The organism is Frankia sp. QA3 (assembly GCF_000262465.1).
GTDB lineage: Bacteria > Actinomycetota > Actinomycetes > Frankiales > Frankiaceae > Frankia.
The window spans coordinates 143019-159297 of record NZ_CM001489.1; the positions used below are offsets into that span (position 1 = coordinate 143019).

Below are 16279 nucleotides of genomic sequence, written 5' to 3' on the forward strand. Positions count from 1 at the left end.
GGAACCCCGAGGAGCCGGCGGGTCAGCGTTCCTTGGCCGCGCGGAAGCCGCGGTCGAGGTCGGCGAGGATGTCCTCGACGCCCTCGATGCCCACGGACAGCCGGACGAGTTCCTCGCTCACCCCGCTGTCGGCCTGCTCGGCGGGGGTGAGCTGGGCGTGTGTCGTGGACGCCGGGTGGATCGCCAGCGAGCGGACGTCGCCGACGTTGGCGAGGTGGCTGTGCAGTTCCAGGCCCTCGATGAAGGCCCGCCCGGCCGCCGCGCCGCCGCGGATGCCGAACGCCAGCACCGCCCCGGCCCCGCGGGGCAGGTAGCGCCGCGCAGCCGGGTACCAGCGGCTGTCCGCCAGGCCCGGATAGGCGACCCAGGTGACCTCGGGTCGCTCGGCGAGCCAGGCGGCCACCCTGGCCGCGTTGGCGCTGTGGCGCTCCATCCGCAGTGACAGCGTCTCCAGGCCCTGCAGCAGCAGGAACGCGTTCACCGGGGACAGCGCCGGGCCCAGGTCGCGCAGCAGCCGGGCGCGGGCTCGCACGATGAAGGCGGTCTCGGCGAACGCCTCGTGGAAGACCAGGCCGTGGTAGGCGGGGTCGGGGGTGGTGAAGCGGGGATGGCGCCCGGCCGTCCAGTCGAACCGCCCGCCGTCGACGATGACCCCGCCGATCGACGTCCCGTGCCCGCCGATGAACTTGGTCGCCGAGTGCAGCACGATGTCGGCGCCGTGCTCCAGGGGACGGTTCAGGTACGGCGAGGCGAGCGTGTTGTCGACGATCAGCGGCACCCCGGCGGCGTGCCCGACCTCGGCGACGCCGGCGATGTCCAGGACGTTCCCCCGCGGGTTGCCGATCGTCTCGCCGTAGAGCGCGACGGTGTTCGGGCGGATCGCGGCCCGCCAGGAGTCCAGGTCGTCCGGGTCGTCGACGAACGTGGTGGAGATGCCGAGCTCCGCCAGCGTGTGCTTGAACAGCGCGTACGTCCCCCCGTACAGCGACGTCGACGACACCAGGTGGCTGCCGGCGCCGGCGAGGTTGAGCACCGCCAGGGTCTGGGCCGCCTGGCCGCTCGCGGTCGCCAGCGCCGCGACCCCGCCCTCGAGGTCCGCGACGCGCTGCTCCAGGGCGTCCTGCGTGGGATTGACCACCCGGGTGTAGGTGAAGCCGACCTCCGCGAGGGAGAACAGGTCGGCCGCGTGCCGGGTGTCGTCGAACACGAACGACGTGGTCTGGTAGATCGGCACCGCGCGGGCGCCGGTCGCCGCATCCGGCGCGGCCCCGGCATGGATCTGCCGGGTCTCGAAGCTCCAGCCGCTCGGGGAGGTCGTCACGAGGTTCCTCGTTCCTCTCGTTCGGGGCGGTCCGTCGGCGGACCGGCCCGCGACGCCGCCCGACCGGGATCAGGCCGCCGGCCGGGATCAGTAGGTGCCGCGACCGGTGGGCTGCTCGACGTCGGCGTAGTGGCGGCGGGCCACCTCCGGATGGCTGCGCAGCCAGCTCTTCAGCGTGTTCACGCCGTGCTGCGCGAAGATCGGGTTGTGCGGGTCGGGTGGGGGAGCGTCGCCGATCTCGCGGAGGAGCTCCTCGGGCAGGGGGACGGGTTCGAGGGTCGCCGACAGCCGCGGGCCGAAGAAGAACGCCACGGACAGCCGTTCGTGGCCCGGGGGTGGGCTGACGACCCGGTGCACCGTGGCACGGTAGTAGCCGCGGGTCGCCAGTTCGAACATCTCGCCGATGTTGACGACGAAGGTCCCGGGCCGCGGGACCGCGTCGATCCAGCCGCCGGCGCCGTCGGCCACCTGCAGCCCCGCGGCCGGCTCGACCGCGTCACCTGCCCGGTCGGGTGCGTCGGCGTGGCCCTCGCCGCCGCCCTCACTGCCGCCGCCCTCACTGCCGCCGCCCTCACTGCCGCCGCCTTCACTGCCGCCGCCCCTGCCGTCGACATCGCCCGCGCGCAGCGCCCGGACGTCGTCCTGCAGGACGAAGGAGAGGAAACCGCCGTCCTTGTGGGAGCCGACGCCCTGGTCGTAGCCGGCGGGGTGGGCCGGGGGCGCGGTCAGGTAGCGGATCAGCTTCAGGTGCGAGCGGGGCTCCTCGGCGAAGGTCCGGTCGAGATGGTCGGCCGGCAGCCCCAGCGACTCGGCGAAGGCCCGGACCAGCAGGCGGGACAGCTCGCCGAGCTCGCTCATGTAGGCCAGCACGCTCGCGCGCAGCTCGGGTACCTGGGCCGGCCACTGGTTGGGGCCGTCGAGGCGCAGGTACGCCGGGTCGTCGGGGCCGAGCACCCGGGCCGGGCGTTCGTCGGCGATGTCGATCTGCTCGCGGATGTCGGGGTTGCCGCGGGTGATCTCATGGCCCAGCCGGGTGTAGCCGCGGAAATGCGGCGAGTGGACGTTCTCGATCTCCAGCTTCGCCGCCTCGGAGAGGTGGAAGAAGCGGCGGCTGACGTCGAGCACGGCCGCGGTCCGCGCGGCGGGGATCCCATGCCCGGTCAGGTAGAAGAAGCCGGGGCCGTGGCAGGCCGCGCGCAGCGCGGCGAGGAACCGCGCGCGGTCGGCGGTGCCGGCCCGGAACGGGCCGATGTCGAGGGTGGGCAGAGTCCGGGCCTCGGTGTGGCCGCTGGTCTCGGTGTGCCCGCTGGTCTCGGTGTGGCCGCTGGTCTCGGTGTGGCCTGTGGTCACGGTGGTTCGCTTTCCGGCGCGTCGGTGTCACGGTGGGGGAGCGGCGCGGTCCGGTCAGGGACAGAGCCGGCTGGCCACCAGCATGTGATCGACCGGGCGACGCCGGGTGAGCCGAATGCGCGAAGCCACCTCGCCACTGTGCCAGGCGGCGGCCCCGTCCGTGAAGCGTTCGCCGGCTATCGGCAGCGGCGTTCCGGGCGTTCTGCGCGCCTCTGGACCGATGGACGCGCACCTGGTTACAGTCAGACCGTGGGAACTGGGCGGCCGCCACGGTCGGCGATTCTGGACGCGTTCTGGAATTCCCGTCGCGCGCACCATTTCGACCAGATCTGTTGTTGATCGACGCCTGACGGCGGGCCTGCTCCGGCTCGGCCGGCAGCCGTCCACCGGCTCGGTGCCCCGAAGCCGTCCACATCGCTGTTCGCGTGCCCGCTCCGTCGACGGACTCTACGTTGACGGACGAGGAGCCGCAGGCGAGCTCCCCGCGCATTCTCGGCGCGGCCGTCCCCGGCCCGCCGCCCTCATCCTTCCGGCCGCCGGGCGCCGATTCCGCGCGCCCGCCGGCGTCATTGTTGCCTCGAAAAGGGCGCGTCATGAGAATCAGATCGTTCGCCGTCGTCGCCGTCGTCGCAGGTCTGGCGCTGTCGGCCTGTGGCTCGGACGGCGGGGGCGGTGGCGGCGGGCCGGCGTCGACCGGCGGGCGCGCCAATCCCGATGCCACCGTCACCATCGGCGCCGTTCTCGAGCCGACGGGCCTCGACATCACCCGGACCAGTGGCGTCGCGGTCGGCCAGATCCTGCTCGGCAACGTCTACGAGGGGCTGGTGAAACGGGACCAGAAGGGGGTCGTGAGCCCGGCGCTCGCGACGTCCTACCGGATCTCCCCGGACGGTCGCACGTACACGTTCACCCTCGCGGACAACGCCGCCTTCCATGACGGTGCCCCGGTGCGCGCCGCGGACGTGGTGTCGTCGCTGACCCAGGTGATCGCCCCGAACTCGACGAACCCGCACGCCAGCGACCTGGCCTCCATCTCCGCGGTCAGCAGCCCCGACCCGCGCACGGTGGTGCTGACGCTGACCGAACGCGACAGCGGGCTGCTGTTCAACCTGACCGGGCCGGCCGGTGCCATCGTGCGCCAGGGCGCCACCGGCCTCGACGGCCGGCCCGACGGCACCGGCCCGTTCCGCTTCGACTCCTGGCGGCGCGGCGACAGCATCACCCTCGTGCGCAACGACGCCTACCGGGGGCCGAAGGCGAAGGTCGCCCGGGTGGTCTTCCGCTACCTCACCGACCCGAACGCGCAGAACAACGCGGTGCGCACCGGCCAGGTCGACATCGGCGCGATCTCCGACTACGACCTGGTCGACACCTACCGGGGCAACCCGAAGTTCACCGTCGCCGAGGGCACGACCACCGACAAGTTCACCCTGGCGTTCAACCAGGACCGCGGGCCGCTGGCCGATGTCCGGGTCCGGCACGCGATCCGCCAGGGCATCGACAAGGACGGCCTGATCAAGGTGCTCGGCGCCGGGACCCGGATCGGCTCGCCCGTACCGCCGCTGGACCCGTGGTACTCCGACCTCACGAGCATCGACCGGTACGACCCGGCGAGCGCCCGCCGGCTGCTCGCGCAGGCGGGGCACGGCGGCGGGCTGCGCCTCGGCCTCACCATCCCGAACATCTACCCGCCGAGCATCGGCGACTACGTCACCTCGCAGCTGCGCGAGATCGGCATCACCATCGACCTGCGCCGGGTGGAGTTCCCCGCCTGGCTCACCGATGTCTACACCAAGCACGACTACGACCTGAGCATCGTCGACCACGCCGAGGCGCGTGACCTCGCCTTCTACGTCAAGCCCGGCTACTACTTCGGCGACCGCTCCCCGCAGGCCCGCGATCTCGCGAAGGCCGGTGCCACCGCCGCCTCCGACGCCGACCGCGACACCGCCCTGCGCGCGCTCGCCCGCCGCTACTCCGAGGACGCCATCGCCGACTGGCTGCTGCTCGCCAAGGTGCGGCAGGTCGCCCGGGTCGGCGTCACCGGCTACCCGACCGACAACATCTCCGCGATCTACGACCTGTCGAAGATCGAGGTCGTGAAGTCTTGACCCGCCCGGTCGATGGCCGCGGCGGCCGCGGCGGGGCGGCGCGCCGATGGCGGTGATCGTCCTGCGTCGGCTGGGCCTGCTGGTGGTCTCCCTGTTCGTCGCCAGCCTGCTCGTGTTCGCGTTGCTGCGGCTGCTGCCCGGCGACGTAGCCAACGTGCTGGCCGGGACGTCCGCCTCGCCCGACCAGGTGCTGCGGATCCGTCACGAGATCGGCGCCGACCGGTCCGGACCCGCGCAGTACCTGGACTGGATGGGCGGCGTGCTGACCGGGGACTTCGGGGTCTCGGCGCTCAGCGGCGCCTCGGTGTCGGCGGAGCTCTCCGAGAAGCTGACGGTGACCGCCCCGCTCGTCGCCGCCGCGACCCTGCTGGCGCTCGCGGTCGCCGTGCCGCTGGGCGTGCTCGCCGCGGCCCGCCACCGGCGCGCGTCCGGGGTCGCCCTGTCGGCGCTGAGCCAGCTCGGCATCGCGGTCCCGACCTTCTGGGTCGGGCTGATGCTGGTCACGGTGTTCGCGGTCGACTGGCGGCTGTTGCCCGCAGGAGCCTTCCCGCCCGACGGCTGGGCCGATCCGGTCGCAGCCGTGCGCAGCCTCGTGCTGCCGGCGGTCACCCTGGCGGTGGTCGAGGCCGCGGTGCTGCTGCGCTTCACCCGCTCGGCGACCCTGGAGGTGCTGCACGCGGACTTCATCCGGACCGCCCGGGCGAAGGGCCTGACCCGCGGGCAGGCCCTGCGCCGCCACGGGATCCGCAACGCGGCCCTGCCGGTGGTGTCGGTTCTCGGCCTGGAGTTCGCGACGTTGCTGCTCGGCGCCGTGGTGGTCGAGAACGTGTTCGCGCTGCCCGGGCTCGGCCAGATGCTCGTCGCCGACATCGGCAACCGGGACCTGGTGAAGGTCCAGGGCACGGTGCTGCTGGTCACCGCGGCCGTACTCGTCGTCGGCTTCCTCATCGACCTCGCCCACCGGCTGCTCGACCCGCGGCTGCGGAGCGCCCGGTGAACGCCTCGGCGCGGGCACTGGCCCGCGGCGTGTGGGGCAGCCGGTCCGGGCGCCTCGGCGCGGTCCTGTCCGGGCTCGTCGTCGTCGCGGCCGTCGTGTCACTGGTCTGGACGCCGTACGACCCGACCCGGGTGGACCCGGCGGCGTCCTGGGCGCCGGTCGGGACCGCGCACTGGTTCGGCACCGACCGGCTCGGCCGGGACCTGTTCAGCCAGGTCCTCGTCGGCGCCCGCACCACCCTGCTGGTCGCCGTGGCGGCCACGGCGATCGCCGCGGTCGTCGGGGTGGGACTCGCGCTGCTGGCGACCCTGCCGCCGCGCCTGGTCTCCGAGGGGGTCGCCCACCTCGTCGACGTGCTGCTGGCGTTCCCGGTGCTGCTGCTCGCCATGGTGCTCGCGGCCGTGTACGGCGGCTCGCGCTGGACCGCGATCGTCGCCATCGGCGTCGGGGCGGGCATCGGGCTGGGCCGGGTCACCCGCGGCGAGGTCCGCCGCGTGCTGGGCGCCGACTACGTGCTCGCCGCGCGGGCCGCCGGCGCCGGCACCGGCCGGATCGTGCGCCGGCACGTGCTGGCGAACATCACGCCGACGGTGTCGGTCCAGCTCTCGCTCATCCTCGGCCTGTCGGTGCTGACCGAGGCGGCGCTGTCCTACCTGGGTTTCGGCACCGCGGCGCCCACCCCGTCCTGGGGGCGGATGCTCGCCGAGCTCCAGCCGTACCTCACCCTGCGCCCGCTGACGCTGCTGTGGCCGGGCCTCGCGGTCGTGCTGACGGTCCTCGGCTTCAACCTGCTCGGGGACGGCCTGCGCGAGGCGGGCGACCCGCGGCTGCTCGAGCGCCCGGCCGAGGGCGCGGGCGGCGCCCCGCGCACGGCGCCCGCGGCCGAGGCGCCGGCGATCGCGTCGGCCTCGCGGGCGCGGTTGCCGTGGGCGCGTGGGGCGGGTCGGACATGACGGCCGGCGAGGCCCTGCTGGAGGTAACCGACCTGCGGGTGCGTCTCGGCGGCGTCGACGTGGTGGACGGGGTCAGCTTCGCCCTGGCGGCGGGCGAACGGGTGGGGCTCATCGGTGAGTCCGGGTCGGGCAAGTCGCTGACCGCGCTGGCCGTGCTCGGCCTGCTGCCGCCGGGGGCGCGCGTCACCGGCAGCGTCCGCCTGCACGGCGCCGAGCTGATCGGCGGCTCCGACCGGGAGCTGTCCCGGCTGCGCGGCCGGGAGCTTGCGATGATCTTCCAGGAGCCGTCGACCGCGCTCAACCCGCTGATGCGGGTCGGCCGGCAGATCGCCGAGCCGTTGCGGCTGCACCGCGGGTACTCCCGCCAGGCGGCGGCGCGGGCCGCGGTGGAACTCGCCGCGGCGGTCGGGCTGCCGGACCCGCAGCGGCTCGTCCGGTCCTACCCGCACGAGCTCTCCGGCGGCCAGCGCCAGCGAGTCTGCATCGCCGCGGCGCTGGCGTGCCGGCCGGCGCTGCTCATCGCCGACGAGCCGACGACGGCGCTCGACGTCACCGTCCAGGCCGAGATCCTCGCCCTGCTCGGCCGGCTCGTCGCCGAGGCCGGCACCGCCCTGCTGTTCATCACGCACGACCTCGCGGTGGTCGCCGCGGTGACCCGCCGGCTCGCCGTGCTGCGCCACGGCCGGGTCGTGGAGACCGGCACGACCGACGACGTGCTGCGGGCCCCCGCCGACCCGTACACCCGCGAGCTGCTGGCGGCGGCGCGGCTGACCCAGTGGGATCTCCCGACCGTCGACGCCGCGGCGGCGCCGAGCGAGCGTGGGCCCGACGTCCCGAGCCCGGCGTCCAGGGCGGCGTCGAGGACGGGCCGGTGACCGCTGTGGGGGATCGGCCCGGCGGCGGCACCTCCGGCGGAGACACCCCCGGCGGAGACACCCCCGGCGCCGAGCCGTTGTTCGAGGCCACGGGGCTCGGCCGGAGCTACCGCCTGCCGCGCACGTCCCCGTTCGGCCCGCCCGGCGTCCGCCACGCCGTGCGTGACGTGACCCTGCGTCTCGCCGACGGTGCGGCGCTCGGCATCGTCGGCGAGTCCGGGTCGGGCAAGTCGACCCTCGTCCGGCTGCTGCTGGGCCTGGACCGCCCCGACGCCGGCACCGTCCGCTACCGGGGCCGGCCGGTCGTCCCCGGGCGCCCACGCGCGCTGCGCTGGTTCCGCCGCGAAGTCCAGGTCGTGTTCCAGGATCCGGCCGGATCGCTCGACCCGCGGATGACCGTCGGCGCGGCCATCGCGGAGCCGCTGGCCTGCCTGGGCGTTCCCGGCGACCACGGCGAGCGGGTCGACGAGGTGCTGCGGGCGGTCGACCTCGACCCCGCCGTCCGCGGACGCTACCCGCACGAGTTCTCCGGCGGCCAACGCCAGCGCATCGCCATCGCCCGGGCCCTCGCCCCCCGGCCGCGGGTGCTCGTCGGCGACGAACCGGTCAGCGCCCTGGACGTCTCCGTCCGCGCCCAGATCCTGGACCTGCTCGGCCAGCTGGCCGAGCGGCACCGCCTCGGCCTCGTGCTCGTCTCCCACGATCTCGGCGTGGTCGCCCGGCTCTGCGACCAGATCGCCGTCATGCGCGACGGCACGCTGGTCGAGCAGGGCGCGACCGACGCCGTGCTGTCGCGGCCGGCCCATCCGTACACCCAGGCGTTGCTCGCGGCGGTGCCACGGCTGCCGCCACCCCACGAGGTCCGTTGAGGTTCGACGAGGGAGGACGCGATGACCGCACCCGGCGGACCCGGCCCGTTCAGACTGGGCTTCCTGACCCATGTGCATGGCCGTGGGCGGCCGGTCGGCGCCGTCTACCGCGAGCTGGTGGAGCTGTTCGTCGCCGGGGAGGAGCTCGGGTTCGACGGCGGCTGGATCGCCCAGCACCACTTCTCCCCCGACTACGGTCGCCTGCCCTCGCCGCTGCTGCTGCTCGCCGCGGCCGCCCAGGCGACCCGGCGGATCGAGCTGGGCACCGCTGTCGTGGTCCTGCCGCTGGAGGACCCCATCCGCCTGGCCGAGGACGCCGCCGTCCTCGACGCGCTCAGCGACGGTCGCCTGCAGCTCGGGCTCGGCACCGGCGGCCCGAGCGCGCCCGCCTTCGGCGCCTTCGACCGCGACGTCGCCCGTCGCCGGGAGCTGTTCGCCGAGGCTCGCGTCCGGCTGCGCGACCTGCTCGCCGGCGAGCAGATCGCCGGGACCGACGGGCTGCGGCTGCATCCGCCCGCGCCGACCCTCACCAGCCGGTTCTGGGACTCGACGACGAGCGCCGACGGGGCGCGGGCGGCGGCGCGGGCCGGCGACGGGCTGCTGCTGGGCATCGGCCCGGCGGCGTCCGCGCAGCGACCCCTCGCCGACGTCTACCTGGCCGCCCACCGGGCTCCCGCGGGCGCGCGACTGGCCGTGTCGCACGGGGTGTTCCCGGGGCCGGACCGGCTGGCCGCCCGGGTGGACCTGGCTCCCGACATCGCCCGGTTCCGCCCCTACCTGGGGCACTTCGGGTTCCCGGCCGACCTCGACGACGGCGCCGCGCTGGACGCGATGAACGTCCACCACGGCCCCGTCGGCGTGGTGATCCACAGCCTCGCGACCAATCCGGTCGGCCCCGCCGCCGTGTCGTACTTCATCGCCGCGGTGCAGGGCGAGGCCGGCGCGGCGGCCGACCTCGGCGCGACCCTGCGACGCATGGAACTCATCGCCACCGAGATCGCCCCGGCGCTGGGCTGGCGGCCCGCGGCCGGACCCGTGCCCGACACGCCGACTCCCGTCGGCCCGGAGAGGAAACGATGACCACCACCCCCCACGGCCGTCCGGGGCGGACGCTGACGCTCGGAGCCGTGCTGCAGGGCGCCGGCGGCCACATCGCCGGCTGGCGCCATCCGCTGTCGCCGCCCGACGGCGAGCTCGACCTCGCCCATCACATCCGGGTCGCCCAGACGCTGGAACGCGGCACCTTCGACGTCCTGTTCATCGCCGACGTCGTCGCGATCTCCGGCACGGACCTGGACTCGCTGCACCGCACCGCCCGGTCGGTCCGGTTCGAGCCCCTCACCCTGCTGGCCGCGCTGTCCACGGTGACCGAGCGGATCGGCCTGGTCGGCACGGCCAGCACGACCTACAACGAGCCGTTCCACGTCGCCCGCAAGTTCGCCTCGCTCGACCACCTGTCCGCCGGGCGCGCCGGCTGGAACGCGGTGACCTCGGTGCTGCCGCAGGAGGCCGCGAACTTCGGGCGCGACGCCCACCTCGAACACGGGCTGCGGTACAGGCGCGCCGCGGAGTTCGTCGACGTCGTCCGTGAGCTGTGGGACAGCTTCGACGACGGCGCCGTGCTGCGGGACACCGCCGCGGGCCGCTACTACGACCCCGCCGGCCTGCGCACCCCGCACCACCGCGGCGAGCACTTCGCCGTGCGCGGGCCGCTGAGCGTCTCCCGCCCCCCGCAGGGCCACCCGGTCATCTTCCAGGCGGGTTCGTCCGAGGCGGGCAAGGACTTCGCCGCCCGCTACGGCGAGGTGGTGTTCACCGGGCAGGCCGACCTGGCCGGCGCGCAGAGGTTCTACGCCGACGTGAAGGCGCGGGCCGCGGCGCTGGGGCGCAACCCGGACCATCTGCTGGTCTGGCCGATCCTCGCGCCGATCGTCGCCGACACCGAGGCCGCCGCCCGCGCGCGGCGCGACGAGCTGCTGGAGCTCATCCACGACGACGTCGCCCGTCGCCTCGTCCAGGACACCGTCGGTGACGTGGACCTGTCGGAGTACCCGCTGGACGGGCCGCTGCCCGAGATCGGCGAGACGAACCGCAGCCGCAGCCGCTCCGAACAGATGCTCGGCCTCGCCCGCCGCGAGAACCTGACGATCCGCGAGCTCGCCCGGCGGTCCTCGGGCGGCGGCATGATCACCGGCACACCGGAGACGATCGCCGACCACATCGAGGAATGGTTCACCGGGCGCGGCGCGGACGGCTTCAACGTCGGTTTCCCCTACCTGCCCGGCGCCGCCGAGGACTTCGTCGACCACGTCGTGCCAGAACTGCGCCGCCGCGGCCTGTTCCGCGAGTCCTACACCGAGACCACGTTGCGCGGGCATCTCGGCCTGCCGCGGCCGGTCGCCGTCCCGCGGCGAAACGACCCCACGCACCCAAGCGAGCCTCTCGCGGACGAACCGAGCAAGGCGGGAACCCGATGACGTCGACGCAGCCACGCCGCAGCGGCCAGGTCCATCTCAACGCCTTCCTCAAACCACCGGGGGAGTTCCTCGCCGCCTGGCGCCACCCCCATGCCGTCGCCGACGCCGGGGTGAACATCCGGCACGTGATCGAACTGGCGCGCACCGCCGAGCGGGGGACGTTCGACGCCGTCTTCCTCGCCGACCTGGTCGGCGTCCCCCTGACCAGCCAGGAGGTGCTCTCCCGCGTCTCGGTCGTCAACGACTCCTTCGAGCCGACGACCCTGCTCGCCGCGCTCGCCACCGCGACCACCCACATCGGGCTCGTCGCGACGGCGTCGACGACCTACAACGAGCCCTACCACCTGGCCCGGATCTTCGCCTCGCTGGACCACCTGTCCGGTGGGCGGGCCGGCTGGAACCTCGTCACCTCCCTCAACGACGCGGAGGCGCGTAACTTCGGGCTGGACAGCCACGTCGAGCACGAGCTGCGCTACGCGCGGGCCGCCGAGTTCCACGACGTGGTGACCGGGCTGTGGGACAGCTTCGACGACGACGCCTTCCGGCACGACCAGGCGTCCGGGGTCTACTTCGACGAGCAGAAGATCCACTGGCTGAATCACGCCGGGGCGCACTTCCGGGTCAGCGGGCCGCTGAACATCGCGCGGCCGCCGCAGGGCCGCCCGGTCGTCGTCCAGGCCGGCGCGTCCGAGACCGGCCGGGACCTCGCGGCCCGGGTCGGCGAGGTCATCTTCGCCGCGGACCCGACCCTGCCGGCGGCGCAGGCGTACTACGCCGACATCAAGACTCGGGCCGCGACCGCCGGGCGCGACCCCGACCACGTGATCGTGCTGCCCGCGCTGTCCACGATCGTGGGGCGGACCCAGGCCGAGGCGGAGGACAAGATCGCCGCGCTGCGGTCGTTGCTCGACCCGCGGGTGGCGCTCGCCGACCTCACCTACCGGCTCGGCGGGTTCGACCTCACCCGCTTCCCCCTCGACGGCCCGCTACCCGAGCTGCCGCCGTCCAACCAGAGCCTCAGCGGCCAGCGGCAGATCGTGGACCAGGCACGGGCGGACAACCTGACCATCCGCCAGCTCGCCGAAAAGATCGCCCGGGACGACCGCACCCTCGTCGGTACGCCGACGACCGTGGCCGACCACATCCAGGAGTGGTTCGAGCAGCGCGCCGCCGACGGCTTCAACGTGATCTTCCCGTACCTGCCGGACGCGCTGGACGACTTCGTGGACCTGGTCATCCCCGAGCTGCGCCGCCGCGGCCTGTTCCGCACCGCCTACACCGGGCGCACGTTGCGCGAGCATCTCGGCCTGCCGCGTCCGCCCAGCCGGTACGCCCCGCGGCCCGGGGCGGCGACCTGACGCCGCCACCGGCGGCCGACGGTGGCGGGCCCGCGATCAGGGCTTGTAGCCGACCGCGCCGTAGATGCTCACCTGCGCGTCGGTCAGCTCCGAGGCCGGGATGGCCTTCGCGCGCGCGGCCGGGTCGGGCCCGGCCCCGCCGTCGGGGTCCTGGGCCGTCTCGGCCGGGTCTGTGAGTTCGGGCCGCCAGCGGTGGACGACCTGCAGCCCGGGCTCCACGAGGTCGAGCCCCTCGAAGAACCGCTCGACCTGGGCGCGGGTGCGCAGGTGCATGGGGACGCCGCTGGCCAGGTAGGCCCGCTCGACCTCGCGCATCGCCGGGTCGAAGTCGGCGGTCAGGTGGGTCAGCGAGACGTAGCTGCCCGACGGGAGCAGGTCGACGAGGTGACGCATGATCCCGTACGGGTCGTCGCCATCCGGGATGAAATGGAAGATCGCGATGAGTGACAGCGCGACCGGCCTGGTCAGGTCGAGGGTTTCGTGCAGCTCGGCGGCGGTGAGGATGCGCTGGGTGTCTCGCAGGTCCGCGTCGATGTAGGCGGTGCGCCCCTGCGGGGTGCTGGCGAGCAGGGCGCGGGCGTGGGCGAGCACGATCGGATCGTTGTCGGTATAGACGATGCGTGCCTCTGGGACGACGCTCTGGGCGACCTCGTGCAGGTTCGGCGAGGTCGGAATTCCCGTGCCGATATCGAGGAACTGGCGCACCCCGGCCTCGGCGGCCAGATAGCGGGTCGTGCGGGTCATGAACGTGCGGTTCTGCCGGACCACGATCCGGGAGTTCGGAAACACGCCGATGACCTGCTCCGCGGTTTTCCGGTCGGCGGGGAAGTTGTCCTTGCCGCCGAGGAAGTAGTCGTACATCCGGGCCGGGTGCGGCACGTCGACCTTCAGGTCCAGGCCGGCGCCTTCCAGTGTCTGTCCGGCCCGCGCGCCGCCGGATTCCTCAGGGCCCTCGCCGACGGTGTTCAGCACGCTCTCGGATCCCGTCACCGCGTTGGGCCCTCCGTCTTCTGGCGGAACGTCACGAATCCACCTTAGTGGGTGACTTCATGCCTGCGGTGCGGGACCGGGCGTGTCCGGTGGGTATCCGGCCCCGCGCGGGCATCTCGGCGGTGACGTCCCGATCGACGGGAACAGCCGTGCCGGCCGTGCCGGCCGCATGGTCAGGTGCGAACCGCGTCCGTCGGCCCCGGTGACGGCGCGAGCAGTCCCCGGCGGCGCAGCAGGGGCAGGACGCCCTCGGCGAACCAGTACGCCTCCTCCAGGTGCGGGTGGCCGGAGAGGATCACGTGCTCGATGCCGAGATCGTGGTACTCCGCGATGCGATCCGCGACCTCGGTGTGGCTGCCGACGAGCGCGGTGCCGGCGCCGCCGCGGACGAGGCCGAAACCCGCCCAGAGGTTCGGGGAGACCTCCAGCGCGTCGCTGCTGCCGCGGTGCAGGGCGGCCATCCGCTGTTGCCCCACCGATTCGGTCCCGGCGAAACGCCGCTGGGCCGCGGCGATCGCCGCCGGATCCAGCTGGGCGAGCAGCTCGTCCGCGACCGCCCAGGCGGCGCCGGCGGTGTCCCGGGTGATGACGTGCAGCCGGATTCCGAACTGCAGCTCGCGGTCCTGCTCCTTGGCCAGCGCCCGCATCCGATCGAGCCGTTCGGTGACGGCGACCGGCGGCTCGCCCCACAGCAGGTAGACGTCGGCCTGCCGGGCGGCGACGAGTTCGGCCGCGGGGGAGGCGCCGCCGAAGAAGATCGGCGGCGTCGGCTCGGGACGCTCCCGGACGGTGGCACCCCGCATCGCGTAGTGCTCGCCGTCGAAGTTGAAGGGTCGGCCCGTCCACGCCCCCCGGACGACCTGCAGGAACTCCTCGGTCCGCCGGTAACGGGCGTCGTGGTTCAACCAGTCGCCGAAGCGCTGCTGCTCGTCGGCGTCGCCGCCGGTCACCACGTTGAGCAGCAGCCGTCCGGCGGAGATGCGCTGGTAGGTCGCGGCCATCTGAGCGGCGAGGGTGGGGCTGAGGAAGCCGGGCCGCAACGCCACCAGGAAACGCAGCCGGGTGGTCTCGCGCAGCAGGGCGGCGGTGGTGAGCCAGGCGTCCTCGCACCAGGTCCCGGTCGGGGTGAGCACGGCCTCGTACCCCAACTGCTCGGCCGCGGCGGCGATCTGGGCGAGGTAGCCGATGCTCGGCGGCCGCTGGGCGGCGGGCTGCAGGTGGGGGGATTCCTTGGCGCTCACCGCGGCGGCGTCGAGGTTGCGGCTGTCGCCCGAGGTGGGCAGGAACCAGTGTGCGTGCACGCTCACGCGGTCTCCCGGATGGCCGGAGGGCGAAGGGGGGTGCCCGAAGGGCGGGCGAAGAACGGATCGGGGGCTGAGCCTCGCCACCGGCGGCACCCCCGGGCCGGTGGACGCGGGGCCCACGATCCTGTCGGCGGATCAGCCGCTCGACGGGCCGGCCGCGGCGCCGATCAGCGCGGCACCGGGCGGCGCGGGACGCGACACAGCGCGCTGGCCACCCGGGCGAAATCCACGTGCAGGCGGCAGACCAGAGTGGGATCTCCGCGCATGGACCAACGGTATGCCCCTGCCGGGGCCCAGTCCACCGCCGTGCCGGTGAAACGTCGCACCGGCGGCACGAACGCGAACCGGACGTTCGGACGTTCGGACCGCTGCGGCCTCAGGGACGCGGCAGTCCTCAGGGACGCGGCAGTCCTCAGGGACGCGGCAGTCCTCAGGGACGCAGCAGTACCTTCACCGCCCGGCGTTCGTCCATCGCCCGATAGCCCTCGGCGACCTCGTCCAACGGCAGTTCCAGATCGAAGATCCGCCCCGGCCGCACCCGCCCGGCCAGCACGTCGTCGAGCAGCTCGGGAAGGTAGGCGCGCACCGGCGCGACCCCGCCCGCCAGCCGCACGTTCTTCATGAACAGCTGGTTGAGGGGAAGGTTGCCCAGCGGGGCGCCGACGCAGCCCAGCCGCCCGCCGGGGTGGGCGACCGCGACGGCCTGCTCCAGCGACTCCTGCGAGCCGACGCACTCCAGCACGGCGTCGGCTCCGTCGCCGAGCAGCTCACGCACCTGCGCGATGCCTTCCGCCCCACGACCGGCGACGATGTCGGTGGCACCGAACTCGGCCGCCAGCTTCTGCCGGCTCGGCGTCCGCGACATCGCCACGACGCGCTCCGCCCCGAGGCGGCGGGCGGCGAGCACCGCGCACAGGCCCACGGCGCCGTCGCCGACGACCACGACGGTGCAACCCGGACCCACCCCCGCGCAGACCGCGGCGTGATGACCGGTGCCCATCACGTCGGACAGCGCCAGGACGTCGGGCAGCAACGCGTCGGGCAGCTCGGTGCCGACCCGCACCAGGGTGCCGTCGGCCAGCGGCGCCCGGATCCGGTCGCCCTGGCAGGCGTCGGAGAGGGCGCCGGACCCGTCGTCGGTGCCCCAGACCGAGCCGTTCTCGCAGGAGGTCTGCAGGCCGGCGCGGCAGTACCGGCAGGTGCCGTCGCTGATCAGGAAGGGGGCGACGACCACGTCGCCGGGCCGCAGGGTGTCGACCTGGTCGCCGACGTCCTCGACGACCCCGACGAACTCGTGCCCGACCCGCTTCGGGAACACGCTGGGCATCTTGCCGCGGTAGGGATGCAGGTCCGAGCCGCAGATACAGCTCGCGGTAACGCGCACCACCGCGTCGGTGGGGCGCTGGATGACCGGGTCGGGGAACTCCCGCAACGCGATCGTCCCGACGTCCTCCAGCAAGGTCGCTCGCATGTGCCCATGCCTCCCCGACGGCCGTCCCGGCGGCCGCCCGCCGCGGTTGCGCCGAGGTCGCGGCCGGGCCGGAACCGTACCTGATGCGTGGACGGTATCTGATCCGGGATGAGCGGGACGCAACGGTGGTTCCCACTGACCGCGGCCGGCGCGGGGGACCGCGACCTGCCACGGGAGCCGTTCGGCCTCGTGCCCGTCGTCGT

The 16279-nt window shown here is 74.1% G+C and carries 13 protein-coding genes; 8 read left to right on the forward strand and 5 right to left on the reverse strand.

Annotated features, from left to right (window positions below; genetic code table 11):
- Positions 1–22: 22 nt before the first annotated feature.
- Positions 23–1321 carry a bifunctional o-acetylhomoserine/o-acetylserine sulfhydrylase gene (locus FRAQA3DRAFT_RS00540; protein ID WP_009399194.1) on the reverse strand — a complete coding sequence of 433 codons (1299 nt, stop codon included), beginning with the start codon at positions 1319–1321 and terminating at the stop codon, positions 23–25.
- 87 nt (positions 1322–1408) lie between these two features.
- Entirely contained in the window at positions 1409–2671 is a 1263-nt protein-coding gene (locus FRAQA3DRAFT_RS00545; RefSeq protein WP_009399195.1) for an isopenicillin N synthase family oxygenase, read from the reverse strand.
- 593 nt (positions 2672–3264) lie between these two features.
- Here FRAQA3DRAFT_RS00545 and FRAQA3DRAFT_RS00550 point away from each other — a divergent pair.
- The 8 genes from FRAQA3DRAFT_RS00550 to FRAQA3DRAFT_RS00585 all read left to right on the forward strand — a co-directional run bounded on the left by FRAQA3DRAFT_RS00550 (position 3265) and on the right by FRAQA3DRAFT_RS00585 (position 12311).
- Entirely contained in the window at positions 3265–4782 is a 1518-nt protein-coding gene (locus FRAQA3DRAFT_RS00550; protein WP_009399196.1) for an ABC transporter substrate-binding protein, read from the forward strand.
- 46 nt (positions 4783–4828) lie between these two features.
- Positions 4829–5779 (forward strand): ABC transporter permease, encoded by a 951-nt coding sequence (locus tag FRAQA3DRAFT_RS00555; protein WP_009399197.1) that lies wholly within the window; start codon positions 4829–4831, stop codon positions 5777–5779.
- Positions 5776–6732 carry an ABC transporter permease gene (locus tag FRAQA3DRAFT_RS00560; RefSeq protein WP_009399198.1) on the forward strand — a complete coding sequence of 319 codons (957 nt, stop codon included), beginning with the start codon at positions 5776–5778 and terminating at the stop codon, positions 6730–6732. The genes FRAQA3DRAFT_RS00555 and FRAQA3DRAFT_RS00560 overlap by 4 nt, the downstream gene beginning before the upstream one ends.
- Positions 6729–7607 carry an ABC transporter ATP-binding protein gene (locus FRAQA3DRAFT_RS00565; RefSeq protein WP_009399199.1) on the forward strand — a complete coding sequence of 293 codons (879 nt, stop codon included), beginning with the start codon at positions 6729–6731 and terminating at the stop codon, positions 7605–7607. The genes FRAQA3DRAFT_RS00560 and FRAQA3DRAFT_RS00565 overlap by 4 nt, the downstream gene beginning before the upstream one ends.
- A gap of 77 nt (positions 7608–7684) precedes the next feature.
- The gene (locus tag FRAQA3DRAFT_RS00570) at positions 7685–8476 is read left to right on the forward strand and encodes an ABC transporter ATP-binding protein (RefSeq protein ID WP_035921829.1); all 792 of its coding nucleotides are present in this window, start codon (positions 7685–7687) and stop codon (positions 8474–8476) included.
- 21 nt (positions 8477–8497) lie between these two features.
- A complete protein-coding gene (locus FRAQA3DRAFT_RS00575; RefSeq protein ID WP_009399201.1) occupies positions 8498–9556 on the forward strand; it encodes an LLM class flavin-dependent oxidoreductase in 1059 nt (352 codons plus the stop codon).
- Entirely contained in the window at positions 9553–10953 is a 1401-nt protein-coding gene (locus FRAQA3DRAFT_RS00580) for an LLM class flavin-dependent oxidoreductase (protein WP_009399202.1), read from the forward strand. Before FRAQA3DRAFT_RS00575 ends, FRAQA3DRAFT_RS00580 begins: the two co-directional genes overlap by 4 nt.
- Positions 10950–12311, forward strand: a complete 1362-nt coding sequence (locus FRAQA3DRAFT_RS00585) for an LLM class flavin-dependent oxidoreductase (RefSeq protein WP_009399203.1) — start codon at positions 10950–10952, stop codon at positions 12309–12311. Before FRAQA3DRAFT_RS00580 ends, FRAQA3DRAFT_RS00585 begins: the two co-directional genes overlap by 4 nt.
- 36 nt (positions 12312–12347) lie before the next feature.
- On the opposite strand, the gene FRAQA3DRAFT_RS00590 is transcribed toward FRAQA3DRAFT_RS00585, so the two are convergent.
- From FRAQA3DRAFT_RS00590 to FRAQA3DRAFT_RS00600, 3 genes are all read right to left on the reverse strand, one after another.
- The gene (locus FRAQA3DRAFT_RS00590; protein WP_009399204.1) at positions 12348–13301 is read right to left on the reverse strand and encodes an SAM-dependent methyltransferase; all 954 of its coding nucleotides are present in this window, start codon (positions 13299–13301) and stop codon (positions 12348–12350) included.
- 173 nt (positions 13302–13474) lie between these two features.
- Positions 13475–14608: an LLM class flavin-dependent oxidoreductase gene (locus FRAQA3DRAFT_RS00595; protein ID WP_009399205.1), complete on the reverse strand. Its 1134-nt coding sequence runs from the start codon at positions 14606–14608 to the stop codon at positions 13475–13477.
- A 427-nt stretch (positions 14609–15035) separates the two neighbouring features.
- The gene (locus tag FRAQA3DRAFT_RS00600) at positions 15036–16076 is read right to left on the reverse strand and encodes a zinc-dependent alcohol dehydrogenase family protein (protein ID WP_009399206.1); all 1041 of its coding nucleotides are present in this window, start codon (positions 16074–16076) and stop codon (positions 15036–15038) included.
- Positions 16077–16279: the final 203 nt, after the last annotated feature.

Bases quoted from the DNA above. Each gene is read 5' to 3' on its own strand.
- FRAQA3DRAFT_RS00555 (WP_009399197.1), top strand. From the start codon at position 4,829: ATGGCGGTGATCGTCCTGCGTCGGCTGGGCCTGCTGGTGGTCTCCCTG.
- FRAQA3DRAFT_RS00565 (WP_009399199.1), top strand. From the start codon at position 6,729: ATGACGGCCGGCGAGGCCCTGCTGGAGGTAACCGACCTGCGGGTGCGT.
- FRAQA3DRAFT_RS00580 (WP_009399202.1), top strand. From the start codon at position 9,553: ATGACCACCACCCCCCACGGCCGTCCGGGGCGGACGCTGACGCTCGGA.
- FRAQA3DRAFT_RS00585 (WP_009399203.1), top strand. From the start codon at position 10,950: ATGACGTCGACGCAGCCACGCCGCAGCGGCCAGGTCCATCTCAACGCC.
- FRAQA3DRAFT_RS00575 (WP_009399201.1), top strand. From the start codon at position 8,498: ATGACCGCACCCGGCGGACCCGGCCCGTTCAGACTGGGCTTCCTGACC.
- FRAQA3DRAFT_RS00550 (WP_009399196.1), top strand. From the start codon at position 3,265: ATGAGAATCAGATCGTTCGCCGTCGTCGCCGTCGTCGCAGGTCTGGCG.
- FRAQA3DRAFT_RS00600 (WP_009399206.1), bottom strand. From the start codon at position 16,076: ATGCGAGCGACCTTGCTGGAGGACGTCGGGACGATCGCGTTGCGGGAG.